Below are 26,750 nucleotides of genomic sequence, written 5' to 3'. Positions count from 1 at the left end.
CTGCGTCGCCTGATCCAGTTTTCGGCCATCAGTTTTCGTCTTCATACCCGTATAACGCGCAAGGCACTATTTGGTGCACCTGTCAGTAACACCATCGCTGTCGGCCAACACGGTTCTATTCTGCGTGCGCAACGGGACAATTTGCGTCTCGTTACCATGCGACAAGCTAAACGGCCAATTCAATGCATCTCAACCATCCAGGCGGCCGAGCATTACTCCTGCCTCCGTAGCCTTATCTATGGACCAGGGCATTCGTGTCGGCGTCGCGCCTTCGTGACGGTCGGCGTGGAGTATCGGTTCGGCGGGCAGCGTCGGGATTGGATTGGTCACGAGAGACGGTCTTTCCCCGTGACCAGGTATTTCCCGCTGGCGCCGGAGCCTCTAACGCCGGTATCGGTTCGCGAGTTTGAGATAGTCTTCTGCGAATTCGTTGCGTAGAGATTCCGGGCCAAGAATTTCAACCGCACTACCAATCGAGCGCAGCCACCAGCGCAGCTTGAGGCTGGGAATCACAGTACCGCACACTTTCAGGCGGCCGTCCGACAGAGGTTCAACCTCCTGGTCTTTCGCCATGGGCGATTCTCGGAGATGGTTTCCGGCGTTGCCCTCGAAGGCTAGCTCAAGCCGAACAGGAGGTTCCGTCAGAAAGTCGAAGGCCTGCTCCGCTTCTATATAGCGGTTCAGCTTGAAGTCGGCTGGGTATGCGAAGGTGTTGCCCGATTCTGCAACGGAGCGGATGCGGTCCAACCGATAGAGTCTGCGCGGAAAGTCGTGCTCGCCTCTCTCGGAGCGTCGAGTAGCACTCGCATCTTGCGCAACGAGATACATGGTACCGCTCGATTCGACGAGCGCCAGCGGCCACAAAATTTTTGGCTCCGGTTCGTTCGTCTCCTGGCTTCGGTAGGCTGCTCGATACTGAACAATCAACTCGCGCTCGAAAAAGGTTGCCGTCGCTACGGCCTCGAATACGTCAGCCCGAATCTTGGGCCGAATCAGCGTGAACGCGCCGTCGACTGATGCAATTTTGTCCGGCCAGGCGCGATAGATTCGATTATCAGCTTTCTCCTCCGAAAGGCGTACCTCCGCCGCATTGAAAAGCGGCTCGATGTCCCTCATCACCGCGTCCGGAAGTTTGTTGCCGGCGAAGCGCTGAAGGATGTGGAAGGCCACAGCCTCGGATGCGCTCATCAGCCCGACACCCTCCTGGAGGCCGTGCAGCCAAGGTTTCCGCTGCCAGAGGAGTTCGCGACCGTTCAAAGTCGAAATGACCCGTGCTCCGTTTTCCAGTGAGGTTAGATGTCGCTGTATCTTTTTTGTGTAGCCGACGCGGTGCCCTCGCGCCTCGAGGCGCCGATGAACCTCAGGCGTGGACAGCCATGGAACGGCGTCCCGTTCAGTGGGCAGGACACGAAGAATCGCTTCATCCAGACTAGACGGCATCTTGGTCGTGGTATGGGTGTTGATAAACGTTCGCTTGCTCGCCGGGCTTGTTGTGATTATATATGTGAAAGAGACATTTTATGTCTCAATGAAGCGGGTCGCCCGACGCGCCAGGGCTCTCCGGGTCGCGAAAATAGGGCGCATTTTGGTTGGTTTGTCTGCAATCGTTCACGGCCTATATCGTGGCGCGAGTGCAGCCTGTCTGCCTCCGAGACGACCATGCGGTCATACGTCGGTGATGTCCTCGTCAAGGTACCGTTCGACGAGAGTGACCCGTGCTATCAAATGGTGCACGCCTTTCTCGAGCGCGCAGAGGGCGCCATGCGCTTCGAGGAAGTGACGTTCTGCCGCCTTCGCCGCTGGGTATATATGTCGCACCGTTTGCACGCCGAGCAACCTGGTATCGAGGCAGGTCACCTTCCTATTTCGAATGGCCTCCGTCGCTGCGTGATGTTCGTGCGATGGCAAGGTGGGAGTCGGCTTGCGCGCGGTTTTGATTTTCCAATTCCCATGGATGGCCGCATGGAATGTGTCTGGCCAAGTCGGTCGGACGTTTCGCGAGGCCATTCACATGGGACGGGAGGGCATAATGAGTGTGGATGCGCGCGCGCCTGCGTGGAACTCAAGAAGCAGCCGCGGCGATTAGGGCCGGCAGACGAGTACGGCTGGACCCTGGGACGAGGAAGCTATCGGACCGTACTCAGGCAGCTGCGCTTGGTAGCGTTACGCGACCCAGGGCAACGATAATGAACTGACGGCAGGTTATTCAAAACAGGAGCCCGCCCGACGAGCTCCTTGTCGCCGCTCAGGAAGGCTCAGGGAATCATGTCCGATTCCGCCGTGATTCCGTTTAGGTTAAGTCCCTCGTAGGTCAAGCGGTCCATTGCTTCAATCAGCGCGCGGTCCGGAAACACCCGACGGTTACCCGCGCTCTTTTTCCCATACCTGCGCGTCATGCCGCTCTGGGCGTGACCCATGAGCGCCCGGCGGACGTCTTCAGCGACGCCTTCGCAGGTGAGTGCGTCCTCGAAGTTGTTGCGGAACGAGTGGTACGTGTATTGCCGGTCATCAATCACATACCGGTCAATGTATTCGTTGACCCACGTCGAAAACATTCGCGTCTTCTTCGCGTCGATGTTTTTCTGCTTGAGGTGCACAAAGAGGGGTGCGTTCGCTCCGCGCACCCTTCGTTGGGTCTGTGCAAATTCGACGAACCCCTTCTCTTCAAGTACCCGATGAAGCGGTATTTCACGCAACGAGCTGTTTGTCGTCTTGCTATGGCCAATTTGTATCCAGTACCGACCCGACCGCTCCAAGATGCTCGATGTCGTCAGTGTGCCGGCTTCCTCCAGCCGCACGCCGGAATAAATGGAGAGCAACGGCAACCAGAACGCGGCTTCTTTTCCGCCCTTGGCGGGTCGGTCGCCGGCGCGATGCACCGGGCCATTAAAGAATGCTTGCAGCTGGGATGCCGAAAACGGCTGGTACGAACGCACATCCTTTTCGGAGACTTCCACTGAAATTTCGTCGAACGGATTGCTCTTTAGCGAAGTGATGCGTTCCGTTATCGCCGTGGCAATTACCGGACGAATGAGCGAGAGAATTGTTTTCGCCCGGGCTCGCGAGACGGACTTGAGGAGAAAGTCTACGTATTCGCGGACATCATCCGCCGTGATGTCCACGGGATTTTTGTCATGGGTAAAGCCCTTGAACCGAGAGATTTCAGAGCGCACGCTGGAAACGGAGGTCGCCTTGGGCTTGCGCACAGACTGCCAGGTCGCGATGAACGTTTCCCAGTCGTCAGTATCGAGAGGCTCTACGGGCAACTCCGGTATCGGCGTGCGGCTGCCATTCAGGCGCCCCAGCTGCTCGCGGATGAGTTCCAGTTCGGCGGAGAGAAATCGGCTGAGATATTGCGCAAGATGCTCCGCATGGGTTCGCGACACATCGATACCTTCGTACGCGAGCAGAGTCAACGCGTCCTCACGGATGGCCGAGGTGTCGCCGCGCACGACGTCGTCGCAAGTGTCCTGTTCCAGTTCCTCAAGCCCGGTGCGCATTGCCTTGAGGTCGTCGCGTGAGTCGTGCGCTCGAAGAAGCTCATCGCACTGCAACATGACAGCACGCCGACGGCTCAGGAGCCTCGGAATCATTGCGGGCTTCAGAGAAAAGTGCGGTTTGATAACGGGGCGGAATTCGTCGTTCGGGCAAAGGTCCTCGTACATCGGCGGCCAATATGTCTCATCACCTGCACTTTGCGAGTCGTCCGCAGCCTCGGTCTTCTCAGGCTCGGTTACGTACACCGCGGATTGGCCGGCGCAGATGAGGGTGCGTTGGCGCCGGAACGCCTCAAGCAACGCGGTGCGGTCGGCGGCGCCCGCGGCGCTCAGGACCCGCGCGTCTTCAAAAATCGAATCGGTCGCGGCGACCAGCGCGTTGCGGCGGCGCTTGGCTTCGGCGTGCAAGCGGGTCTGGAGTGAGCCACCGAGTTCTCGGCGGCCGAAGACATCCCAGAGGTCGGCGGGAATGGCGCGGCGGAATTGGGGAACGACGGAGTTACGGCGGCTCGTCAGGCAGGTTTGCGAAGGCATGAAGTCCTCTCAATGGCAAAAGTTGTCCTTGTGCCACCGAACCGGACGCCGGCGTCCCACTGTAGCAGTTCGATGTAGCACTCGACAGCCTAACGAGACGAGTTTATATCTTCGCCAAGTCCTTGATTTATAAGGACCCAAAGCAAAACTGCGCGCTCCGTTTCCGGAGCGCGCAGCCTTGGTAATGCTGGTGGCGAATCAGGGATTCGAACCCCGGACCTGCGGATTATGATTCCGTCGCTCTAACCGGCTGAGCTAATTCGCCTAAAGAGAGCAGGATTATGGAGATGGCCGGAAAGTCTGTCAACCCCTTCCCGGCAAATTCCTACTGACAAAACCCCAATCCCGAACCCTCAGTCCTTCGCGTACACATCCGAATTGCGCGTCTCCTTGACGAACAGCATCCCGATCACGAACGTCGCGAGCGCAATCACAATCGGATACCACAGCCCCGAGTAGATGTTCCCCTTCGCCGCGACGATCGCGAACGCCGTCGCCGGCAGGAACCCGCCGAACCAGCCATTGCCGATGTGATACGGCAGCGACATCGACGTGTACCGGATCCGCGCCGGGAACATCTCCACCAGCATCGCCGCGATCGGCCCATACACCATCGTCACGAAGATCACGAGAATCGTCAGCACCACGATCGCCATCGGCCAGTTGATCAGCGCCGGATCGGCCTTCGCCGGATAGCCCGCGCTCTTCAGCGTGCCGGCGAGCGTCTTGTCGAACGCCGCGCCCTTTGCCTTCGCGTCGGCGGCCTTGCCGTCATACGTCTCGACCACCGTCTCGCCGACCTTGATCTGCGCGAGCGTGCCGGCCGGCGCCGCCACGTTCTCGTAGTTCAAGCCGGACTTCGACAGCGCGCTCTTGGCGATATCGCACGACGAGGTGAACTTCGACGTTCCCACCGGGTTGAACTGGAACGAGCACTCGTCGGGATTGGCGATCACGACGATCGGCGACTTCGCCGTCGCGGCTTCCAGCGTCGGGTTCGTGTAGTGCGCGAGCGCCTTGAAGAGCGGGAAGAAGCTCAACGCGGCGATCAGGCAGCCCGCCATGATGATCGGCTTGCGGCCGATGCGATCGGACAGCGAGCCGAAGAACACGAAGAACGGCGTGCCGATCAGCAGCGCGACCGCGACCATGATGTTCGCGCTCGTGCCGTCCACTTTCAGCGTCTGCGTGAGGAAGAAGAGCGAGTAGAACTGGCCCGTGTACCAGACGACCGCCTGGCCGGCCGTCAGGCCAAACAGCGCGAGCAGCACGATCTTCAGGTTCTTCCATTCGGCGAATGCTTCGGTGAGCGGCGCCTTCGACGTCTTGCCCTCGGCCTTGATGCGCTCGAACACCGGCGACTCGTGCAGTTGCATCCGGATCCACACCGAAATCCCGAGCAGCACGATCGAGGCGATGAACGGCACGCGCCAGCCCCACGCGGCGAACTTTTCTTCGCCGATCGACGTGCGCACCGCCAGGATCACGAGCAGCGAGACAAAGAGGCCGAGCGTGGCCGTCGTCTGGATCCACGCGGTCCACGCGCCGCGCTTGTTCGCGGGCGCGTGTTCGGCGACGTAGGTCGCAGCGCCCCCGTATTCGCCGCCGAGCGCCAAACCCTGCAACAGCCGCATCGCGATGAAGATCACCGGCGCGACGATCCCGATCGACGCGTAGCCGGGCAGGAAGCCGATCACGAAGGTCGACAGGCCCATGATCACGATCGTCACGAGGAACGTGTACTTGCGCCCGACCATGTCGCCGAGCCGCCCGAACACGATCGCGCCGAACGGACGCACCGCGAAGCCGGCCGCGAAGCCGAGCAGGGTGAAGATGAAGCCGGCCGTCGGGTTGACCCCGGAGAAAAACGTCTTGCTGATATAGACGGCGAGCGAGCCCGCCAGATAGAAGTCGTACCACTCGAACACCGTTCCGAGTGACGACGCGAAGATCACCTTCTTCTCTTCGCCCGTCATCGGCGCGTGTGAAATGCGCCCCTCAACCGTAGCCATGAATCGTCTCCTGATTTTGATTTTCGATGCGGCCCGCGGACCATGGCGGTTCCGTGCAACGATTATTGGAGTCGAAACTTACGGCGTTCTGACGCGGCCGGCGGCGGTGATCAGGAAGCGTTTCGCGGTGTGGATCGGTCAAAACCGCGAGAACTGATTTCAAGTTCGTTCAACGCGTCGTCAATTATCTCGCTTCTCGAAACACGAATGATCGTGCTTGAAGTGCGGGATCAGGGTTTGTCCCGGGCAGGATAAACCCGCTGCAGGCTCACGCGGACCAGCGTTCCGGCGAGCCGGGGCGATTCCTGATAGACGTGGTCCTCGATGGCGAGCGTGCCGCCGTGCATCGTCACGATCTCCCTGACGATCGCGAGCCCGAGTCCGCTGCCGTCGCCCTCGCGACCGAGAATCCGGTAGAAGCGCTCGACGACGCGCTGCCGTTCCGCAGGCGGAATGCCCAGCCCGGTGTCTTCCACTTCGAGATGCACGAGGTCTAGATTGCCCTCGTCGAGACGCACGCGCACGGTGATGCGGCCGCCCGTCGGCGTGTAGCGGATCGCGTTGTCGATCAGGTTCGACAGCATCTCGCGCAGCATCACGACGTTGCCTTCCACTTCGACCGGCTGCGGCGGCTCCTCATAGCCGATGTCCATCTGCTTCGCGAGCGCGGGCTGCACCCAGTCGCGCACCGCGAGTCGCGCGAGATCCGTCAGTTCGACGCGCGAGAAGATCTGGCCCGTCGCCCGGTTTTCGGCGCGCGCAAGCGCGAGCAGTTGCGTGACGAGACGCGCGGCGTGCTCGGAACTGGTCGCGATCTGTTCGAGCGAGCGCTGCACTTCCGTCGACACGTCCTGGCGCAGCGCCAGTTCCGCTTGCGTGCGCAGGCCGGCGAGCGGCGTTTTCATCTGATGCGCGGCATCGGCGATGAAACGCTTCTGAAACTCCATGTTCTGTTCGAGCCGCGTGAGCAGGTCGTTGAACGACGCGACGAGCGGCGCGATTTCCGGCGGCGCCTGGGCGGCTTCGAGCGGCGAGAGATCGTCGGGGCGGCGCGCGCGGATGCTCGACTGCAACGCGTGCAGCGGCGCGAGCCCGCGCGACAGCCCGAACCACACCAGCACGATCGCGAGCGGCAGGATCACGAACTGCGGCAGGATCACGCCCTTGATGATGTCGTTGGCGAGCTGGCTGCGCTTGTCGAGCGTCTCCGCGACCTGCACGAGCACCGGCTCTTCGAGACTCGGCAGCTCGACCGTCGTATACGCGACGCGGATGTCGTTGCCGCGCAGCACGTCGTCGCGAAATTCGACGATGCCGGGCTGCGGGCGGTCGTCGTCGTGCGGCAGCGGCATGTCGCGGTCGCCGCCGACCAGTTCGCCGCGCGTGCCGAGCACCTGGAAGAACACGCTGTCGACGTTGTCGGCGCGCAGGAAATCGCGCGTGGCGTCGGGCAGGCGCAGTTCGGCGACGCCGTTCACCGGCTGAATCTGGCGCGCGAGCACATAGGCATCGGCTTCGAGCGCGCGGTCGAACGGCCCGTTCGCGATCGACTTCGCGACCAGGTACGTGACCGCGATGCTCATCGGCCAGAGCAGCAGAAGGGGCGCGAGCATCCAGTCCAGGATCTCGCCGAAGAGCGAGCGCGGACGCGGTTCGCCCTCGGGCTCGAGTTCGTCGGGCGGCGCGAAGGGGTTCGCGTAGCGCGCGTCGCGGGTGGCGTCGTTGCCGTCCTGGGAGGAGCCGATGGGCGGCGGGCGCGGCGCGGTGGCGGCGGCGCGCTCGGTGGAGACGGGCGACGCCATGTGGGTCTACTTATAGTGAGAGTGAGGGCTTGCAGGCATCGGGGTCGCGCTCGACGACGGGTTCGCGTCCGTGCCGGCGGCCGGGCCTTGTCCCGCGTTCGGGCCCGGTTGAGCGTTCGTCTGCGGGCCGGATTGCGTGCCCGCGGCGTTTCCGCCCGCCGTGCCGGTGGTCTTTTCCAGCGAATACCCGAGCCCGCGCACCGTCATGATCCGTGCGCCGCTCGGCTCGATCTTCTTGCGCAGCCGGTGCACGTACACCTCGATCGCGTTGTTGCTGACTTCCTCGCCCCATTCGCACAGGTGATTGACGAGTTGTTCCTTCGACACGAGCCGGCCGATCCGCTGCAGCAGCACTTCGAGCACGCCCAGCTCGCGCGCGGACAACTCGATCACCTGCTCGTTGATATAGGCGATCCGGCCGACCTGGTCGAACGACAGCGAGCCGTGCCGCACGACGGTCGGTCCGCCGCCCGCGCCGCGCCGCGTGAGCGCACGCACGCGGGCCTCGAGTTCGTTGAGCGCGAAGGGCTTCGCCATGTAGTCGTCGGCGCCGAGATCGAGGCCTTTCACGCGCTCGTCGACGCTGTCGGCGGCGGTCAGGATCAGGACCGGCATCTGCGAATTGCGTGCACGCAGGCGGCGCAGGACTTCGAGACCCGACATCAGCGGCAGGCCGAGATCGAGGATCAGGAGGTCGAAAGTCTGGAGCGAAAGCGCGGTATCGGCTTCGGCGCCGTGCTTCACATGGTCGACGGCGTATCCCGATTGGCGGAGTGATCGAACCAACCCGTCCGCGAGTATGCTGTCGTCTTCGGCAATGAGGATTCGCATCGTGATGTGCGCGAGGGCATTGCCGGCACCGCAATTCGCCCGGCGCGGCGGTCTCCAGGTGTTGTTGTGGTTTTTGCGCGGTTCGCGGGCGCTTAAAATGCTGCGCCCCGATGATCGGGCTTGCAAAAACTACTGTTTTTTTATACAGTGTCCGGATTAGCGCGACCGACGGGTTTGGCCCCGCACGCGCATATCTCAGACGCCGTTCATCATAGCAAAGGACGATTCATGGAAGAAAGCAAGAAAGGCCCGGGCGGGATGTCTGCAGAGAAGAGCAAGGCGCTGGCCGCCGCGTTGGCGCAGATCGAAAAGCAGTTCGGCAAAGGGTCGATCATGCGGCTCGGCGCGGGTGAAGTGGTCGAAGACATTCAGGTGGTGTCCACCGGGTCGCTCGGTCTGGACATCGCGCTCGGCGTCGGCGGCTTGCCGCGCGGGCGCGTGGTGGAAATCTACGGCCCGGAATCGTCGGGCAAGACCACGCTCACGCTGCAGGTGATCGCTGAAATGCAGAAGATCGGCGGCACGGCGGCGTTCATCGACGCGGAGCACGCGCTGGACGTCCAGTACGCGCAGAAGCTGGGCGTGAACGCATCCGACCTGCTGATCTCCCAGCCGGACACGGGCGAACAGGCGCTGGAAATCGCGGATGCGCTCGTACGTTCGGGCTCGATCGACATGATCGTCATCGACTCGGTCGCGGCGCTCGTGCCGAAGGCTGAAATCGAAGGCGAAATGGGCGACTCGCTGCCGGGTTTGCAGGCGCGGCTGATGTCGCAGGCGTTGCGCAAGCTGACCGGCACGATCAAGCGCACGAACTGCCTCGTGATCTTCATCAACCAGATCCGCATGAAGATCGGCGTGATGTTCGGCAATCCGGAAACCACCACGGGCGGCAATGCGCTGAAGTTCTACGCGTCGGTGCGTCTCGATATTCGCCGGATCGGCTCGATCAAGAAGAACGACGAGGTGATCGGCAACGAAACGCGCGTGAAGGTGGTGAAGAACAAGGTGGCGCCGCCGTTCCGGGAAGCGATCTTCGACATCCTGTACGGCGAGGGCATTTCGCGTCAGGGCGAAATCATCGATCTGGGCGTGCAGGCGAAACTCGTCGACAAGGCCGGCGCCTGGTATAGCTACAACGGCGAACGGATCGGCCAGGGCAAGGACAACGCGCGTGAATTCCTGCGCGAGAATCCGGACATGGCACGCGAAATCGAGAACAAGATTCGCGAGTCCCTTGGCGTCAATGCGATGGCGGAAGCGGTTGTTCCGGGCGTCGCGGTTGCGGACGAGGAGTAAGCCCTAAGCCCTAAGCCCTAAGCCCTAAGCACTCACACTCAGTACGCACTTGATGATGCGCAAGAGCCGGTTCGGGTCGAAGGTCGGCGGCGAGAAAAGCCGCGATGAAGACCGGAACCCGGACGGCTCGGGTAGCGACGCCGGCGAAAGCGGCGTCGATGCCGGAAGCGGCGACCGCTACGAACGAAGCAGCGAGCGGGCGAGCGCATCGAAGGGCACGCGTGGCTGGGGGCGGAAGAGCGAACGCGCCGGCGCGGAGAGAACCGCGTCGGCGCGTCGCGTTTGGGGCGGCGCTTCCGGGAGCGGCGTTTCGCGCGATGAAGCGTCGACAAACCCGCCAGCGTCGACAAACCCGCCAGCTTCGACAAAACCGCCAGCTTTGACAAATCCGCCGGCGTCGACACCGCCAGAGCGCGACAACCCCGCCTCCGAAGCCCGCAGCGCCGAGCGTCTCGAACGCGCTCGTGCGTTGCTTGCGCAAACGCTCGAAAATCCTGGCGGCGCGAAGGCCAGCCATCCGGCGCAGCCGACGCCCCGTATGGAATACCGTGCGCCCCACGATCCCTTCGAAGACGCCGATCCCTTCGAGCCGTTCGAACAGTGCGTACCTGATCCAACGCCATCAGCGCCGCCGCACGTCGAGCCCGCATTCAGTGAATCGGTCTATAGCCGCTCGACGCAATCTCGCGGCAAGGCTTCCGAGGAGAATGCCAAAGCCAGCAAGCGCCCGCAGCGGTCGCTGAAGGGTCGCGCGCTGGGTTATCTTTCGCGTCGCGAGTACAGCAGGGCGGAGTTGTCGCGCAAGCTCGTGCCATTCGTCGAAGAAGCCGATTCGCTCGAAATGCTGCTCGATGCGCTCGAGCGGGAAGGGTGGTTGTCGAACGAGCGCTTTGTCGAGAGCATCGTGCACCGGCGAGCGGGGCGCATGGGTGCAAGCCGGATCGTCAATGAACTCAAGCGCCATGACGTCGGCGACGCGTTGCTCCGGCAAACCGGCGACAAGCTGTCACAAACCGAGTTGGCGCGCGCTCATGCCGTGTGGAGCAGGAAATTCGGCACGCCGCCGGCCACTTCGGCGGAACGGGCCAAGCAGGCAAGGTTTCTGGCCGCCCGAGGTTTTTCGGGCGGCACGATCGCCAAAGTGCTGAAAGGCGACGACGACCGGACAACCGACCCGCCCGACGATTGAGCGCCACGCGCCGCCATCGGGTTCGACCGCCCGGCTCGACCACCGGGCGCGGCAGGCCGAAACGCATGCCCCACATCGTGCGAGCCTGAAATACCCAATATGCTAAAATTCAATGGTTTTCCCCTCCGGCCTTCCCTTTCTCGCATGCCGCTTTCTCCGCCCGTTTCCCGACAGTTGCGCCATCGCCGCGCGATTCGAGTGGAAGCTTTTGAGCGTGATGACGGATTGTGGGACATCGAAGCCTGTCTAACCGATGAAAAGCCGCGCGATGTTCATCTCGCGACGGGCGTCCGGCCGAACGGCCTGCCGATCCATGAACTCTGGCTGCGCATCACCATCGACCGCAAGCTCACCATCGTCGACGCCGAGGCGTCGTCGGAATGGGCGCCCTATGACGGTCTTTGCGCAGCGTCGAATCCCGCCTACCGTTCGCTCATCGGTCTCAATCTCCTTCAGAATTTTCGTCGCGAAGTCAATCGGCTGTTGCGCGGCATCGCTGGCTGCACGCATATCACCGAGCTGTGCGCCGTCCTGCCAACCGCCGCGATCCAGGCTTTCGCTGGCGATGTCTGGAACACTGAAAACGGAAGTCCGAGCGGCGAAGCGACGACACCAGCCGAAGACCAACCGCCCTTCCAGCTCGGCCGCTGCAACGCATTGCGCTTCGACGGCCCCGCGGTCGCCGAGTATTACCCGCGCTGGTTCGGCCGCAAGCCGCGTGAGTCCGATGAACGTCCGGACATCGAGAAAAAGACGGGTTAGACGCACACGCCACGCGCAATCCGGCACCGCCGGTTAGCGGACAAATAAAAAGCAAAGAAGAAAGAGCAGCGATTCAAGAAAAGCGTTCAAGACAAGCGAAGTTCAATCCAACTCTCAGACTGAAGGAATCACGCATGAAGATTCACGAGTACCAGGGTAAGGAAATCCTGCGGAAATTCGGCGTCGCGGTCCCGCGCGGCAAGCCCGTGTTCTCGGTGGATGATGCGGTCAAGGCCGCACAGGAGCTGGGCGGCCCGGTTTGGGTCGTCAAGGCGCAGATTCACGCTGGCGGCCGCGGCAAGGGCGGTGGCGTGAAGGTCGCGAAGTCGATTGAGCAGGTCCGCGAATATGCGAACCAGATCCTCGGCATGCAGCTCGTCACCCATCAGACCGGCCCTGAAGGCCAGAAGGTGAATCGCCTGCTCATCGAGGAAGGCGCTGACATCAAGAAGGAACTGTACGTCGGCCTCGTGCTCGACCGTATTTCGCAGAAGGTCGTCGTGATGGCGTCGAGCGAAGGCGGCATGGACATCGAGGAAGTCGCGGAAAAGACGCCGGACCTGCTGCACAAGTTCGCCGTCGAGCCCGCAACCGGCTTGCAAGACAAGGACGCCGACGACCTCGCGCGCAAGATCGGCATCCCCGATGCATCGATCCCGCAAGCGCGCGCGATCCTGCAAGGCTTGTACAAGGCGTTCTGGGAAACCGACGCGTCGCTCGCCGAAATCAACCCGCTGATCGTCACCGGCGATGGCAAGGTGATCGCGCTCGACGCCAAGTTCAACTTCGACTCGAACGCGCTGTTCCGTCATCCGGACGTCGTCGCGTATCGCGATATCGACGAAGAAGATCCGGCTGAAGTGGAAGCGTCGAAGTTCGACCTCGCGTACATCTCGCTCGACGGCAACATCGGGTGTCTGGTGAACGGCGCGGGCCTCGCGATGGCGACGATGGACACGATCAAGCTGTTCGGCGGCGAACCGGCGAACTTCCTGGACGTCGGCGGTGGCGCCACGACCGAGAAGGTCACGGAAGCCTTCAAGATCATGCTGAAGAATCCGAACCTCAAGGCGATCCTCGTGAACATCTTCGGCGGCATCATGCGCTGCGACGTGATCGCGGAAGGCGTGGTGACGGCATCGAAGGCGGTGGCGCTGCAGGTGCCGCTCGTCGTGCGCATGAAGGGCACGAACGAAGACCTTGGCAAGAAGATTCTGGCGGACTCCGGCCTGCCGATCATCGCGGCCGACAGCATGGAAGAAGCCGCGCAGAAGGTCGTCGCCGCGGCCGAAGGCAAGTAAGCGCTTTTCGGTCATTCGAAAAGCACTTACGGGCGTTCCGTTCCACCAGATACGCATGGCGGCGCTTGTCCGCGCGTGAAGCACTCACGCGGAAAAGCGCCGCCAAACGAACAGAGGTCTATACATGTCGATTCTGATCAACAAAGACACCAAGGTCATCACGCAGGGCATCACCGGCAAGACCGGTCAGTTCCACACGCGCGCGTGCCGCGAGTACGCGAACGGCCGCGAAGCGTACGTTGCGGGCGTCAACCCGAAGCGCGCGGGCGAAGACTTCGAAGGCATTCCGATCTACGCGAGTGTCGCGGAAGCGAAGGCCGAAACGGGCGCGACCGTTTCGGTCATTTACGTGCCGCCCGCGGGCGCCGCCGCCGCGATCTGGGAAGCCGTCGAGGCCGACCTCGATCTCGCGATCTGCATCACGGAAGGCATTCCGGTCCGCGACATGCTCGAGATCAAGGACCGCATGCGCCGCGAGAACCGCAAGACGCTGCTCCTCGGACCGAACTGCCCGGGCACGATCACGCCGGACGAACTGAAGATCGGCATCATGCCGGGCCACATCCACAAGAAGGGCCGCATCGGCGTGGTGTCGCGTTCGGGCACGCTGACGTATGAAGCAGTCGGCCAGTTGACGGCGCTCGGCCTCGGCCAGTCGTCGGCGGTGGGCATCGGCGGCGATCCGATCAACGGTCTGAAGCACATCGACATCATGCAGATGTTCAACGACGATCCGGACACGGACGCCGTGATCATGATCGGCGAGATCGGCGGCCCGGACGAAGCCAACGCGGCCTACTGGATCAAGGACAACATGAAGAAGCCGGTGGTCGGCTTCATCGCGGGCGTGACGGCGCCTCCGGGCAAGCGCATGGGCCACGCCGGCGCGCTGATCTCGGGCGGTGCCGACACGGCGGAAGCCAAGCTCGAAATCATGGACGCGTGCGGCATCAAGGTCACGAAGAACCCGTCGGAAATGGCGCGTTTGCTTAAATCGGTGATCTGAGGCAGGTTCAACGAAGATCGAAGCGGCGGAAAATGTCAGGGTTTGGTACTCTTACGGAACCCTTTCGTAAAATGTCGATTCAGAAGCGAGGGAGCGTTTGCTTCCTCGCTTTTTTATTTCCGCTACCGCTTCGCCTGCTCTTCATCCATGCTCGAATTTCTCACGACGCTCCACTGGGGCGCGGTTTTCCAGATCATCATCATCGATATCCTGCTCGGGGGCGATAACGCCGTCGTGATCGCGCTTGCGTGCCGCAACCTGCCAGCGCCGCAACGCACACGCGGCGTGCTGCTCGGCACGCTCGGCGCGATTCTGTTGCGCGTGGTGCTGATCGCGTTTGCGGTCGTGCTGCTCGACGTGCCGTTCCTCAAGTTCGTCGGCGGGCTGCTGCTGCTGTGGATCGGCATCAAGCTGATGATGCCGGGCCACGACGAACACCATGTCACGCAGTCCGACCGGCTGTGGGCGGCGGTCAAGACGATCATCGTCGCCGATGCCGTGATGAGCCTCGACAATGTCATCGCGATCGCGGGTGCCGCCGAGGCCGCCGATCCGCAGCATCGGCTGGTGCTCGTGATTTTCGGGCTGGTCGTCAGCATTCCGTTGATCGTGTGGGGCAGCACGCTGGTGCTGAAGCTTCTCGACCGCTTCCCGCTCGTGATCGCGCTCGGCGCCGCGCTGCTCGGATGGATCGCGGCGGGGCTGATCATCGACGATCCGTTCATCGACCGTTGGCCCGCGCTCAATACGACGAGCGCCGGTTATGCCGCGCGCATCGCGGGCGCGCTGCTCGTGCTCGCGGCCGGCTGGTTTTTCCGGCGCCGCGCGCTGGCTGGCGGAAGCCGCGCCACCAACTGACGGCGCAACGTTGGCCGATTGGCCGACTGTCGCGCCGACGAGCCTCTCAATACGATTGAAAGCGTCCGGCCTGCATCGAGCGGGTCGGGCGCTTTTGTCTTTTTGGGGGATAAGCGATGACGTTAGCGATTGGCGGGTTTGGAGCGGCGACTACGCTGCGGTGGTTTCAAAAGCGAGGCAAAGACAGGTCGGCGACGGGTTTTACGCTGATCGAATTGATGATCGTGCTGGCGATCGTCGGCGTGGTCGCGGCGTACGCGATTCCGGCGTATCAGGACTACCTGGCGCGCAGCAGGGTGGGCGAGGGGTTGTCGCTGGCGTCGTCGGCGCGGCTCGCCGTGGCGGAGAACGCGGCGAGCGGCTCGGAACTGGGCGGCGGCTACGCGTCGCCGCCGGGCACCCGCAACATCGAATCGATCCACGTCGACAGCGACACGGGGCAGGTGACGATCGCCTACACGACGCGCGTCGCGCCGGCGGGTTCGAACACGCTCGTGCTGGTGCCTTCGGCGCCGGATAACGCCGACGCGCCGACCGCGCGCATCGCGCTCGCCAAGGGCGTGGTGCAACCGGGTTCGGTGACTTGGGAGTGTTTCGCGGGCGGCAAGACGGCGTCGTCGTTGCCGGCGCCCGGAGCGGGTCCGAGCCCGGCGGAGGCCCCGACGCTGCCGTCGAATCTCGCACCGCCGGAGTGCCGCGCCTGACGTTGAACTTACGCCGTGCCGCGTGCCCGGCACGGCAAGCGGTGGACAGCGCTTTCGGCCTGTCCACCGCTCGCGCGCATCGCCGAATGGCGGGCACGCAACGATTCCACCGCGATTCCCGCGGATTTGGCGGCATTTCGGCTGGAGCGCCGGACAGTCCGGGTAAATTTTTGTATAGTGCGCCGGTCTCCGACGTTCCCAGCCGCCCATGCCTTCACAATTCGCGCGTTTTCTCGGCCTTGCCGTGCTGTTCCTTGCGTTGACGATTCCTTACGCCGTCGTCAACCACACTTACCCGATCCCGACTTTCTACGCGGAATTCAGCGCGCTCGCGTTGTACCTCGCCCTCGGCGCGACCGTCGTGCTGATCGTGCGAGTGGCGGAACCGCGCGTCCCGTTTGCTTCGCCGATGGTCGCGCTCATGCCGCTCGCGTTCGGCGTGCTGCTGATCGCGCAGACGCTGCTGCTGCCGGTCGCGCAGCCGTCGCTGAACTGGCTTGGCGGCGCGTATCTGCTCGCGTCGTTCGTGACGGTGCACACGGGCTTCGGCCTCGTGCGCGCCGGTCTCGCCGACAAGACGCTGCGCTGGAGCGCGGCGGCCCTGATCGTCGGCGGGCTGTTTGCGGTGTTCTGTCAGGTTGCCCAGTTGTTCCACATCGAGGCGAAGTTCACGCCGTTCATCGTCGCCTACAACGTGATGATCGAGCGCCGGCCGTTCGGCAACATGGCTCAGGCGAACCACCTCGCAACCTATATCGCGTTCGCGACGGCGGGCGCGCTCTACTTCGTGCAGACGCGGCGTTTGCCGGTGCTCGCGTGGCTCGTGCTGTCGGCGATCTTCTCCATGGGACTCGCGCTCACCGTGTCGCGCGGACCTTGGCTGCAGATGGCGGTGATCGTCGTCGCCGGGTTCTGGATGGCGTTCGTGCTGGGGCGGCCGGTATCGGCCGAAGGGTTCGACGGCCCGGGCAAGCGCGACCTGCGCGCGTGGTTGATCCCGGTCGTGCTCGCGATGCTGTTTTGCGCCGTGAACATCGCGATCCGCTGGGCGAACCTGCGCTTCAACCTGGATCTCGCGCAGTCGGCGGCAGAGCGGATGCAGGACGCCAATCAGATCGCGCCGCGCCTCGCGCTGTGGAAATACGGCTGGATGATGTTCAAGACGCATCCGCTGCTCGGCGTCGGCTGGGGCGAGTTTCCGCGCTATCAGTTCGACTTCGTTCGCGAACTGGGCGGCGTCGAGATCGCCAACAACGCGCACGACATCTTCATCGACCTGCTCGCGAAGACGGGCGCGCTCGGTCTCGGGATACTGCTGCTCGGCATCGTCACGTGGCTCGTGCGCGTGCTGCGCGCCCCGCAGACGCCCGCGCGGATTTTCGGGCTCGCGCTGCTCGGCGTGCTGATGATGCATGCGCTCGTCGAGTATCCGCAGCAGTACATGTTCTTCCTGATGCCGGCGATGCTGGTCATCGGCTTGCTGGAGACGCGCGCGTTGCGGCTGGTTGCGCGGTCGGTGTCGTACGGGCTTTACACCGTTCTCGTGCTGGGCGGTCTGGCTGCGCTGTATCCGACGATGCGCGACTACAACCGCGCCGAAGTGCTGTATTACGGCACGCGGCCGGCGGAGCAGTATCGCAGCGATCCGTCGTTTCTGTTTCGCGCATGGGGCGAGTACGGTGCCGCGACGCTGCTGCCGATGAACGGCCAGAATCTTCCCGAGAAGCTGGCGATGCATGAGCAGGCGCTCGCGCTGCTGCCGGGGGAGACGGTGTTGCGCCGGTATGCGGTGCTGCAGGCGCTGGCGGGGCAGCGAGAAGCCGCGCTCGATACCATCGTGCGGCTGAAGATCTTCGCGACGCAACTGCATGACTGGCCGAAGCAACTGTCGGCGGTTTATCAGTTGCTCGACGAGCAGGGCAAGCCGATGTCGGGGTTCAAGGCGGAGCTGGTGAAGCTTTATGGGACGCCGTCGGTGGAGCAGGCGCCGTCCGAGGATGATGATGATAGTGAGGAGTGAGGGCGAGGTTCAGGCGGGTGCCACCCAATCCCCTGACTTCCCGCCGTGCTTTTCCAAGACCTTCACGTTGTTGATCGTCATCCCCCGATCCACCGCCTTGCACATGTCGTAAATGGTCAGCAGCCCGACCTGCACGGCGGTCAGCGCTTCCATTTCCACGCCCGTGCGCCCGACCGTCTCCACGCGCACTTCGCAATGCACGCCGGGCAGCGCTTCATCGACGGAAAAGTCCACCGCGACGCGCGTCAGCGCGAGCGGATGGCACAGCGGAATCAGGTCCGACGTGCGCTTCGCACCCTGAATCGCCGCGATCCGCGCGACGCCCAGCACGTCGCCCTTCTTGGCGCGACCTTCGCGGATCAGCGCGAGCGTGCTGTCCAGCATCGCGATCGACCCGCGCGCCACGGCGATGCGTCGCGTCTCGCCCTTGTCGCCGACATCGACCATGTGCGCTTCGCCAGAAGCATCGAAATGAGTGAGTCCGGACATAGTCTCTCCTTCCAAAACGGGGCGCCTATCATACCAGCGGCAATTCCTCGGGCGCACCGCGCCGCGCGTCCCGGACGCCGCGCCGCATCCACGCGCGAAATCCCCCAAACACTTGATACGATAGGCTCGTTTCCGATTTTTGTGCCTATAGCCGCGCCGGCCGCGAGTCGCGAGTCCGGCGAACGCATCGCGCCATGTACTCCATGCGACCGAATCGTGTTCTGATCGCCGTGTTGTGCCTGAGTCTCGCCGTTCCGCCCGCGACGCTGGCGCAGACGCAGCCGACGCAGCAGGCGCAAACGCCCGCGCCAACGACACGCGCCCAGCCGACGACCCTCGCCGCCGCCGCATTGCGCGCGTCGCAGCCCGATGCCGCAAGCAGCACCGTCCCCGCGAACGTCGCGGAGGGCATCTTCGGCGTATACGGCGGCGCGCAAAGCCGCTTCGCCAACCGCCCGGGCGAAATGAGCGAAATGACCGGCCTGCGCGCGCCGCTGTCCGCCGTGCAACTGCCCGATCTCGGCGACGGCTCCGGCGGCACGCTCACCCCGCAAGCCGAACGGCGCCTCGGCGAGCGCATGATGCGCGAACTGCGCAACGACCCCGACTATCTCGACGACTGGCTCGTGCGCGACTACCTGAATTCGGTCTCGTCGAGGTTGTCGGCGGCTGCGGTCACGCAGTATCTCGGCGGCTACATTCCGGACTTCGATCTCTTCGCCGGGCGCGATCCGCAGATCAACGCCTTCTCGATGCCGGGCGGTTTCATCGGCGTGAACACCGGACTGATCGCGGCCACGCAGACGGAATCGGAGCTGGCGTCGGTCGTCGGGCACGAAATGGGGCACGTGCTGCAACGGCATATCGCGCGGATGCTCGGCACGCAGCAGCGCAGCACCTACGCCGCGCTCGCCGCGATGCTGGCCGGCCTGCTCGCGGGCCTCGCCGCGCGAAGCGGCGATCTCGGCATGGGCATCGCGATGGGCGGCCAGGCGTTCGCCGTCGACAATCAACTGCGCTTCTCGCGCGCGGCCGAGCACGAGGCGGACCGCGTCGGCTTCCAGATGCTGAGCGCGGCTGGCTACGATCCGTACGCGATGACGGCATTCTTCGACCGCCTCGACCGCTCGACGATGGCCGACAACGGCGTGCCGCCCTACGCGCGCACGCATCCGCTGACGGGCGAACGCATCGCCGACATGGAGGACCGCGCGCGCCGCGTGCCGTACCGTCAGCCACGGCAGTCGCCGGAATACGGTTTCGTGCGGGCGCGCTCGCGCGTGCTGCAGGTGAGTTCGCCGAGCGATTATCGCGATATCGCGAGCCGGCTCAAGTCGGAGATCGACGACCAGACCGCGCTGAACGCAGCGGCGAACTGGTACGGCATCGCGCTCGCGCAAACGCTGATGGGCGACTACGGCGCGGCGAACGATGCGCTGGCGAAGGCGCGTCGGCTGTTCGAAGGGGAGCAGGCGAGCACGGCGGTTGCGGCGGCGCAGGTGGAACGGTCGGAGGCTTCGTTGCCGACGGCGAAGCCGATGCCGGCGACATCGCCCATGCGCGCGACCGACAAGGCGCCCACGCAGCGCCGATCCGTCAATACGGCGACGGCGCATGCCGCGTCACGCGCGCAATCTGCAACGACGCAACCCGGCGCAACCGACCTCACGGCGCAAACGCGCGCGCTGACCGAAGCAGGCCTGATCCCGCACAACAACGCCACCGCCGCGCAACCCGCCAAGCCCGCCACCCCACGCAGTTCTCCCAGCCTCGACGTCCTGGCCGCCGACATCGCCCGTCGCGCCGGCCATAACGACGAAGCGGTCCGTCTCGCGGAACTCGCGCAGAAGCGCTGGCCGGAATCGCACGCGGCGATCGACATGCACTTGCAGGCGCTCCTCACCGCGCGCCGTTTTGCCGAAGCGCAAACACTCGCGAAGCAGGAGACGCGCGCCGAGCCGAAGCGTCCGGACTGGTGGTTTTATCTCGCGCAGGCGAGCGTCGGCCTCAACGACCCGCTGCAGCAGCATCAGGCGATGGCGGAGAAGTTCGCACTCGACGGCGCGTGGCCGTCGGCGATCCGCCAGTTGAAGGAAGCACGCGACGTCAAATCCGCGAGCTTTTACGATCTGTCGACGATTTCAGCGCGTCTGCGCGACTTCGAGGTGCGCTACAAGGAAGAGCGCGAACTGGAAAAGGACGAAAGGAACGGCTAGCGGACGGCGGCGGGGCTTGTCACGAAGCCGAATCGCCCGGCGACCTCGGCCCGTGTTATCGGCTCGACCACGAGATCCGTCCCTGCGCGCCAATGAAACACGGCGCCCTCGCCCTCGCCGAAGGTCGCGTGGTTCGTGAACAAGTCGAGGTCGTGATCGTGGAGCGCGGCGATGCGGGCAGGAGCCGCCGCGTCGGCGAAAAGGATGCCGCCTTCGTCGTCGAGCCACGCGTTCGCGGGTTCGAATGCCGCGCCGGTCTGATCGGTCATGCCGAGTGCGCCGTCGGTCGACATGAGCCGCACGATCCACGGCGTATAGCCCAGTTCCACGTACACCCGCTGCGGCCCGTTCTGGAAGAACCACTGGCCGGCATCGTCGCTTTCGTAGTTGCGGTTGATGAAGCCGATCAGCGCCTCGTGGCGAATCACGTCGCCGAGTTCGCCCGCGGCCTGGGCGGCGTCGTCGCGCATGCGCCATTGTCCGCGCCGGTCGAGCATCAGCCAGCCGGTGCAGTGCGGGACGTTCGGCCATTTGGCGAGCGCTTGCTTGACGATGTCATCCATGATCGAGATGGGTTTCCAGGTAGGAGAACACGCGTTGAGAAAGCCAGTCGATGCGCCCCGGAAACGGCCCTGTCATGAAGCCGACGTGGCCGCCGTGGTCCGGTTGATCGAGCGTGACCGCAGCCGATACTTCCGCCTTTGACGGCAGCACGCAGCCGGGCAGGAACGGGTCGTTGCGGGCGTTCAGGACGAGCGTCGGGACCGCGATGCGCGGCAGGAACGGGCGCGTGGTCGCGCTCGTCCAGTAGTCGTCGGTGTCGCGAAAGCCGTGCAGCGGCGCGGTCACGACGTTGTCGAATTCGTACAGCGTGCGGGCGGCGAGCATCGCGTCGCGGTCGAAGAGTCCGGGGTATTGCGCGAGCTTCGCGAGTCCCTTGCGCTTGAGCGACTTGAGGAAACTACGCGTATAGACCATGCCGAAGCCCTGCGAAATCGCCTGGCCGCCGGCGTGTACGTCGAGCGGCGCGGAGATCGCGGCGGCGGCGCTGATCACCGAGGCGTCGCTTTCGCGCTCGCACAGCCACCGCAGCAACACGTTGCCGCCCAGCGATACACCCGCCGCGATGATCGGCCCGGAATGCCTGGCGCCCAGGCGCCGCAAAATCCAGTCGACTTCGTTGCTGTCGGCGAGATGGTAGAAGCGCGGCAGCAAATTGAGCGGGCCGCTGCAACTGCGAAAGTGCGGCACGACGCCATGCCAGCCGCGCGCCTTCGCCGCAGCCATCAGCACGCGGGCGTAATGCGAGTCGGAGCTGCCTTCGAGGCCATGAAACAGGACGAAAAGCGGCGCGTCCGGCTGCGCCGGCGCGTTCTCGTGATGCGCGATCCAGTCGAGGTCGATGAAGTCGCCGTCGGGCGTGTCCCAGCGTTCGCGCCGGAACTGCACGGCGGGCCGGCGGCCGAAGAGCGCGGGGACGATGGTCTGTGCGTGACTGGTCGGAAGCCAGAGCGGCGCGCGATAAAGCCACTCGGTTGCATCGGCGGGGGTGCCTTTTGCGCGCCCGAGCGCCCCGGAAGGCGCACGCTCCACGAACGATGGATCGCGGGTAATCAATGAATCGCGTTTCATGGCCCCTCCCCGACAAACGTCTTCTTCAGTGCAGCGGTCCCTGGCCGTGGCGCATCCTTGCCGCGAACTGACCGGCGGCGGCGTCGGGCATCGCGCTCGCATGGATATGCGCGATGCGCCACTCGCCGCGCTCGTGGACCATCACATACGTCGTGAAGATCAGTCGCGAGACGCCGGCCGGATCGGCCGGCTTGTGCGCTTCAGCAATCGCGTAGACGACGGTGCCGAGGCTGTCGTACACGCGGATGTCGAGCGGCTCGATGGTGACCGGCGCCGCTTCGAACTGTTTTGCGAGACCCGCGCGGATGCCGTCGAGCCCGTGCAGGTGCGCACCGTTCGCGCAGATGCAGGTGGCGAATTCCTCGTCGATCCAGAGCGTCATCACGCTATCGAGGTTGGCCTCCGCGACGGCCTGGTAGTAGGCATTGAGGGTGTCTGCGGCGGCTTCGAAGAGGCGGGCAAAACGTGGCATGGCTCGTGGGTCTCTGGCGTTCGATGCGCCGCGCGCCCTGCTGCCGGCGCGTGGTGCATCGGTCGTTGGTCAAAGCATGCCTCCGTTCGGAGACATTCGCGTGTCGGCGCCCGCACACAGGAGGCTCGATTCAGACGCCGGCCGTACGCGGCTCGAGGTCGCGGCCGATCTCAGCGATGGGCGAGCAGCATGCCCCGCAAGTCTCCGAAAACCTGCTCCGCGCTCAGTTCGCGCAGGCAGTTCAGATGGCCCAGCGGGCACTCGCGGGCGAAGCATGGACTGCATTCGAGCTGAAGCCATTGTACCTTTGCGAGATCGGACAAGGGCGGCGTGTGGCGCGGGTCGGTCGAGCCGAACACCGCGACGAGCGGGCGCCTGAGCGCCGCCGCGACGTGCATCAGCCCGGAATCGTTGGTGACGACGGCGCTCGCGCGCGCGATCAGCGCGCACGCTTCGCCGAGCGAGGTCTGGCCGCAGAGGTTGCGCACGTTCGACGCCCGATCGGCAATGGCTTGCGCAATCGGCGCATCTTTCGGCGACCCGAGCGCGACGATCCTCGCATACGGAAACGACTGCGCGACGAATTGCGCGAGCGCCGCGAAGTGCTCGGGCGGCCAGCGCTTGGCCGGGCCGAATTCGGCGCCCGGGCAGAACACGACGAGCGGCGTGCGATTATCGAGATTGAAGCGGGTCGAGACGCGCGCCGCTTCGTTCGGATCGCTTTCCAGACGCGGGACGGGAAGCGGCGTCGTGCCTTCGCGGCCGTCCGTCGAGAACGGCAGCTTGGCGCCGGGCGCGTAGGCCAGAGCGGCGTACTGGCCGACCATCGGCGGGCGTTCCTTCTTGCCCGGATTCGCGTGGCGCACGTTGAGCAGGCCGTAGCGGCTCTCGCCGGTGTAGCCGATGCGCAGCGGAATCTTCGCCATCCACGGGATCAGCGCCGATTTGAGCGAGTTCGGCAGGATGTAGGCCGCGTCGTAGCCGACATCGCGCAGGTCGCTCGCGAGTTGCCAGCGGCGCAGCAACTGCAGCTTGCCGTGGGCGAGGCTCGTGGCGTAGACATCGTGGATTTCCGGCATGCGCTCGAGCACCGGGGCGACCCAGGCGGGCGCGACGGCGTCGATGACGATGCGAGGATGCAGCTTCCTCAGCAGCGAAAAGAGCGGCTGCGCCATCAATGCGTCACCGATCCAGTTCGGTGCAATAACCAGCGCGCGGCGCATCTGTGTAATTTTTCCGATCAAAAAACGCATCCCGCGTCAGTTGCGCGAAATGTCGATGTAATGGGTTGAGGCCGCCGAAATGGCGAAACGGGCGCTTCCTTCGAGGCGCGCCCGGTCGACGGATGACAGGCCGCTCAGTGGCCCTTGACCACTTCGCCGGCCTTCAGCTTGTAGCGCGTGCCGCAATACGGGCAGCGCGCTTCGCCGTGGGTGATGTCGAGGAAGACGCGCGGATGGGTGCTCCAGCGCGGCATCGACGGGTTCGGGCAGAAAGCGGGCAAATCCTTGGCCGTCAGTTCCACCAGCGGCATTTCCTTCAGGTCGCTCATTCGGAATCTCGTTCGTTTCGTGTGGGACAGGCGCGGCGGCCGTGGCTTCGAAAGCCCGCCCGCGCCGCAATCAAACCTTCGCGAGCCAGCTCGCGTACTTCTCGTTCTTGCCGCCGACCACGTCGAAGAACGCGCTTTGCAGCTTCTCCGTGATCGGGCCGCGCACGCCTTCGCCGATCGTGCGGTTGTCGAGTTCGCGGATCGGCGTGACTTCGGCGGCGGTGCCGGTGAAGAACGCTTCGTCGCAGGTGTAGACCTCGTCGCGGGTGATGCGCTTTTCGATCACCGGAATGCCGAAATCGCGCGCGAGGGTGAGGATCGTGTCGCGCGTGATGCCGTCGAGGCACGACGACAGGTCCGGCGTGTACAGCTTGCCATTGTTCACGAGGAAGAAGTTTTCGCCGGAGCCTTCGGAGACGTAGCCGTCGACATCCAGCAGCAACGCTTCGTCATAGCCGTCGGCGATGGCTTCCTGGTTCGCGAGAATCGAGTTCACGTACCAGCCGGACGCCTTCGCGCGCACCATCGACACGTTCACGTGATGCCGCGTGAACGACGACGTCTTCACGCGGATGCCCTTGGCGAGGCCGTCGTCGCCGAGATAGGCGCCCCACGGCCACGCGGCGATCGCGACGTGAATGGTGTTGCCCTTCGCCGATACGCCGAGCTTCTCCGAGCCGACCCAGATGATCGGCCGGATGTAGCAGGATTCGAGATTGTTCGCGCGCACGACTTCGAGTTGCGCGGCTTCGAGCGTGTCGCGGTCGAACGGGATTTCCATCTGGAAGATCTTCGCCGAGTTGAAGAGGCGCTTGGTGTGCTCCTTCAGGCGGAAGATGGCGGTGCCGCTTGCGGTCTTGTAGGCGCGCACGCCTTCGAAGACGCCCATCCCGTAGTGCAGCGTGTGAGTCAGCACGTGGATGTTGGCGTCGCGCCATTCGATCAGCTTGCCATCCATCCAGATCTTGCCGTCGCGGTCGGCCATTGACATACGATTCTCCTAGCGAGTTGCGTGTTCCATTCCAGTGTGGCGGGGGCTTAGCGGCAAGCCTGCGTGCATCCTTGCAAGCCGCCATGCTTGCCGCTCGCGAGGCATGACGCGCGAGCGGTCTGCCTGGGCCCGTGCCGCTTCCCGGAAGGCGGCGAAAGACCGTCATTTTAGCGTCTTTTCAGTGCAAAACGGGCGCGATCAAGCGTTCTGCGCCTTTCGCGACGCTATAATCCGCCAATCGCCACGGACTCGCCGCGGCGACCTCCACTTTCTGTCGATTCATCGCGCATCCGGATTGGCTCGCGCGGTGGCTCGCACCTCATCCATGCTCGACCGGCTGTCCGAAACAAATCGACGTGCGTTTCTCGAAGGCTTTCGCACGTTCTCACCCGCCGTCCTGGCAACGTTCTCCTGGGGGCTCGTCACCGGCATCGCGATGACCAAATCGGTGTTGTCGGTGCCGCAGGCGCTCGGCATGTCGCTCGCGGTGTATGCGGGATCGTCGCAGCTTGCCGTGTTGCCGCTGTTCGCGGCGAAGCTGCCGCTCTGGACGATCCTGCTCACGGCCGCAATGGTCAACCTGCGTTTCGTGATTTTCAGCGCGGGCCTCGCGCCGCATTTCTCGTATCTGCCGCTCGCGCGCCGGCTCGTGCTCGGCTACTTCAACGGCGACATCATCTACCTGATGTTCTCGAAGCGAAATTTCCCGGCGGGTTTCCAGCCCGGCAAGGAAGCGTTCTTCTGGGGACTTGCCGCGACGAGCTGGCTGTCGTGGCAGTCTTCGTCGATTGCGGGGATCCTGCTCGCGAGCCTCATCCCCGACAACTGGGGACTCGAACTCGCCGGCACACTCGCGCTGATCCCGCTGATCGTCTCCGCGATCGCGACCCGTTCGACGCTCGCGGCGGTCGGCATCGCGAGCATCGTCTCGCTGCTCGCGTTCGACCTGCCGTACCGGCTGGGGTTGCCGCTCGCGGTGTTCGCCGCGCTCGCGGCCGGCACGTTCGCCGACGTGATCATCGACCGGATGGCGCCGCGCAAGCCATCGTCGGCGAAGCGCGCATTGCCCACACAGCCGGCAGCGCCCGCAGCGCCCGATCCATCGGCCACCGCCCAGCCCGACACCACGCGGAGCGCCGGATGACCACAACGCAAGTCTGGCTCGCGATCCTCGGCATGGGACTCGTCACCGCGGTTACGCGCGCGCTCTTTCTGGTCGGCGGTGAGCGCATGATCCTGCCGGAACGCGTGCAGCGCGCGCTCCGCTATGCACCCGCCGCCGCGCTCGCCGCCGTCGTCGTTCCCGACCTGGTGGAGACGCCGCACGGCATGTCGCTCGCGCTCGGCAATCACGCGCTCTATGCGTCGCTTGCCGGTCTCGCATGGTATTTGTGGCGCCGCAGCATGCTTGGCACGATCCTGGTCGGCATGGCGGTCTTCACCGTTTTGCGACTCTGGCTCTAGCGCGGATTGCTGCGCCGCGCCATAGCACACGGCGCGGAGCGCCATCTCAAATACGCGCCATCATGGATTGCGCGCGTTGGGCGGCGATGCGTATCGGTTAAAATGTCGGCCTTGCTGTC

At 64.2% G+C, this 26,750-nt stretch carries 24 protein-coding genes and 1 tRNA gene; 12 read left to right on the top strand and 13 right to left on the bottom strand.

The features are described from left to right. Positions 1-381: 381 nt before the first annotated feature. From AWB68_RS03995 to AWB68_RS03975, 4 genes are all read right to left on the bottom strand, one after another. The gene (locus AWB68_RS03995) at positions 382-1,188 is read right to left on the bottom strand and encodes a helix-turn-helix transcriptional regulator (protein ID WP_235026022.1); all 807 of its coding nucleotides are present in this window, start codon (positions 1,186-1,188) and stop codon (positions 382-384) included. 1,067 nt (positions 1,189-2,255) lie between these two features. Then, complete coding sequence (locus AWB68_RS03985) at positions 2,256-4,031, bottom strand: DUF6538 domain-containing protein (RefSeq protein ID WP_087643057.1); 1,776 nt, start codon at positions 4,029-4,031, stop codon at positions 2,256-2,258. Positions 4,032-4,219: 188 nt separating this feature from the next. Then, positions 4,220-4,296: transfer RNA gene (locus tag AWB68_RS03980), tRNA-Met, on the bottom strand. A gap of 88 nt (positions 4,297-4,384) precedes the next feature. Next, positions 4,385-6,043 (bottom strand): MFS transporter, encoded by a 1,659-nt coding sequence (locus AWB68_RS03975; RefSeq protein ID WP_087643056.1) that lies wholly within the window; start codon positions 6,041-6,043, stop codon positions 4,385-4,387. On the opposite strand from AWB68_RS03975, the gene AWB68_RS48100 reads away from it, so the two are divergent. Further along, the gene (locus tag AWB68_RS48100; RefSeq protein WP_160109954.1) at positions 6,042-6,200 is read left to right on the top strand and encodes a hypothetical protein; all 159 of its coding nucleotides are present in this window, start codon (positions 6,042-6,044) and stop codon (positions 6,198-6,200) included. The genes AWB68_RS03975 and AWB68_RS48100 overlap by 2 nt on opposite strands. 73 nt (positions 6,201-6,273) lie before the next feature. On the opposite strand, the gene AWB68_RS03970 is transcribed toward AWB68_RS48100, so the two are convergent. Then, positions 6,274-7,845 carry a sensor histidine kinase N-terminal domain-containing protein gene (locus tag AWB68_RS03970; RefSeq protein WP_235028190.1) on the bottom strand — a complete coding sequence of 524 codons (1,572 nt, stop codon included), beginning with the start codon at positions 7,843-7,845 and terminating at the stop codon, positions 6,274-6,276. A gap of 6 nt (positions 7,846-7,851) precedes the next feature. Continuing rightward, positions 7,852-8,676: a response regulator transcription factor gene (locus AWB68_RS03965; RefSeq protein WP_087643055.1), complete on the bottom strand. Its 825-nt coding sequence runs from the start codon at positions 8,674-8,676 to the stop codon at positions 7,852-7,854. A 228-nt stretch (positions 8,677-8,904) separates the two neighbouring features. Here AWB68_RS03965 and recA point away from each other — a divergent pair, with 228 nt between their 5' ends. The 8 genes from recA (at position 8,905) to AWB68_RS03925 (ending at position 17,815) form a co-directional block, all read left to right on the top strand. Continuing rightward, positions 8,905-9,975 (top strand): recombinase RecA, encoded by a 1,071-nt coding sequence (gene recA, locus AWB68_RS03960; RefSeq protein ID WP_087643054.1) that lies wholly within the window; start codon positions 8,905-8,907, stop codon positions 9,973-9,975. Positions 9,976-10,030: 55 nt separating this feature from the next. Further along, positions 10,031-11,164 (top strand): recombination regulator RecX, encoded by a 1,134-nt coding sequence (recX, locus tag AWB68_RS03955; RefSeq protein ID WP_087643053.1) that lies wholly within the window; start codon positions 10,031-10,033, stop codon positions 11,162-11,164. A gap of 144 nt (positions 11,165-11,308) precedes the next feature. Then, complete coding sequence (locus tag AWB68_RS03950; protein WP_087643052.1) at positions 11,309-11,926, top strand: DUF2889 domain-containing protein; 618 nt, start codon at positions 11,309-11,311, stop codon at positions 11,924-11,926. Positions 11,927-12,045: 119 nt separating this feature from the next. Further along, entirely contained in the window at positions 12,046-13,227 is a 1,182-nt protein-coding gene (gene sucC, locus AWB68_RS03945; protein WP_327381842.1) for an ADP-forming succinate--CoA ligase subunit beta, read from the top strand. Positions 13,228-13,351: 124 nt separating this feature from the next. Then, positions 13,352-14,233, top strand: a complete 882-nt coding sequence (sucD, locus tag AWB68_RS03940; RefSeq protein WP_087643050.1) for a succinate--CoA ligase subunit alpha — start codon at positions 13,352-13,354, stop codon at positions 14,231-14,233. A gap of 147 nt (positions 14,234-14,380) precedes the next feature. After that, entirely contained in the window at positions 14,381-15,091 is a 711-nt protein-coding gene (locus tag AWB68_RS03935) for a TerC family protein (RefSeq protein WP_087643049.1), read from the top strand. Between the two features lie 116 nt (positions 15,092-15,207). Next, positions 15,208-15,795 carry a pilin gene (locus tag AWB68_RS03930; protein WP_087643048.1) on the top strand — a complete coding sequence of 196 codons (588 nt, stop codon included), beginning with the start codon at positions 15,208-15,210 and terminating at the stop codon, positions 15,793-15,795. A gap of 208 nt (positions 15,796-16,003) precedes the next feature. Beyond that, a complete protein-coding gene (locus AWB68_RS03925) occupies positions 16,004-17,815 on the top strand; it encodes a PglL family O-oligosaccharyltransferase (protein WP_087643047.1) in 1,812 nt (603 codons plus the stop codon). A 9-nt stretch (positions 17,816-17,824) separates the two neighbouring features. Here AWB68_RS03925 and moaC read toward each other — a convergent pair whose 3' ends face one another. Beyond that, positions 17,825-18,304, bottom strand: a complete 480-nt coding sequence (gene moaC, locus AWB68_RS03920; RefSeq protein WP_087643046.1) for a cyclic pyranopterin monophosphate synthase MoaC — start codon at positions 18,302-18,304, stop codon at positions 17,825-17,827. A 203-nt stretch (positions 18,305-18,507) separates the two neighbouring features. On the opposite strand from moaC, the gene AWB68_RS03915 reads away from it, so the two are divergent. Beyond that, complete coding sequence (locus AWB68_RS03915) at positions 18,508-20,520, top strand: M48 family metalloprotease (RefSeq protein WP_087643066.1); 2,013 nt, start codon at positions 18,508-18,510, stop codon at positions 20,518-20,520. Here the strand turns inward: AWB68_RS03915 and AWB68_RS03910 are convergent. From AWB68_RS03910 to AWB68_RS03885, 6 genes are all read right to left on the bottom strand, one after another. Further along, on the bottom strand, positions 20,517-21,083 hold the full coding sequence (locus AWB68_RS03910; RefSeq protein WP_087643045.1) for a DUF2946 family protein: 567 nt from the start codon (positions 21,081-21,083) through the stop codon (positions 20,517-20,519). The genes AWB68_RS03915 and AWB68_RS03910 overlap by 4 nt on opposite strands. After that, on the bottom strand, positions 21,076-22,152 hold the full coding sequence (locus tag AWB68_RS03905) for a hydrolase (protein WP_087643044.1): 1,077 nt from the start codon (positions 22,150-22,152) through the stop codon (positions 21,076-21,078). Before AWB68_RS03905 ends, AWB68_RS03910 begins: the two co-directional genes overlap by 8 nt. 25 nt (positions 22,153-22,177) lie before the next feature. Beyond that, complete coding sequence (locus AWB68_RS03900) at positions 22,178-22,624, bottom strand: nuclear transport factor 2 family protein (RefSeq protein ID WP_087643043.1); 447 nt, start codon at positions 22,622-22,624, stop codon at positions 22,178-22,180. Between the two features lie 170 nt (positions 22,625-22,794). Beyond that, positions 22,795-23,847, bottom strand: coding sequence for a lipopolysaccharide heptosyltransferase II (gene waaF, locus AWB68_RS03895; RefSeq protein WP_087643065.1), 1,053 nt, complete (start codon positions 23,845-23,847; stop codon positions 22,795-22,797). 134 nt (positions 23,848-23,981) lie between these two features. Then, positions 23,982-24,176, bottom strand: a complete 195-nt coding sequence (locus tag AWB68_RS03890) for a zinc-finger domain-containing protein (RefSeq protein ID WP_087643042.1) — start codon at positions 24,174-24,176, stop codon at positions 23,982-23,984. 70 nt (positions 24,177-24,246) lie between these two features. Then, entirely contained in the window at positions 24,247-25,167 is a 921-nt protein-coding gene (locus AWB68_RS03885) for a branched-chain amino acid transaminase (RefSeq protein ID WP_087643041.1), read from the bottom strand. 325 nt (positions 25,168-25,492) lie between these two features. On the opposite strand from AWB68_RS03885, the gene AWB68_RS03880 reads away from it, so the two are divergent. Both AWB68_RS03880 and AWB68_RS03875 read left to right on the top strand, forming a co-directional pair. Then, positions 25,493-26,311, top strand: a complete 819-nt coding sequence (locus tag AWB68_RS03880) for an AzlC family ABC transporter permease (RefSeq protein WP_087643040.1) — start codon at positions 25,493-25,495, stop codon at positions 26,309-26,311. Next, positions 26,308-26,631, top strand: a complete 324-nt coding sequence (locus AWB68_RS03875) for a branched-chain amino acid transport AzlD family protein (RefSeq protein ID WP_087643039.1) — start codon at positions 26,308-26,310, stop codon at positions 26,629-26,631. The genes AWB68_RS03880 and AWB68_RS03875 overlap by 4 nt, the downstream gene beginning before the upstream one ends. Positions 26,632-26,750: the final 119 nt, after the last annotated feature.

Source organism: Caballeronia choica (assembly GCF_001544535.1).
GTDB classification, from domain to species: domain Bacteria; phylum Pseudomonadota; class Gammaproteobacteria; order Burkholderiales; family Burkholderiaceae; genus Caballeronia; species Caballeronia choica.
Note: the sequence above shows the minus strand (reverse complement) of the source record. Positions and strands in the feature narration are given on the sequence as shown.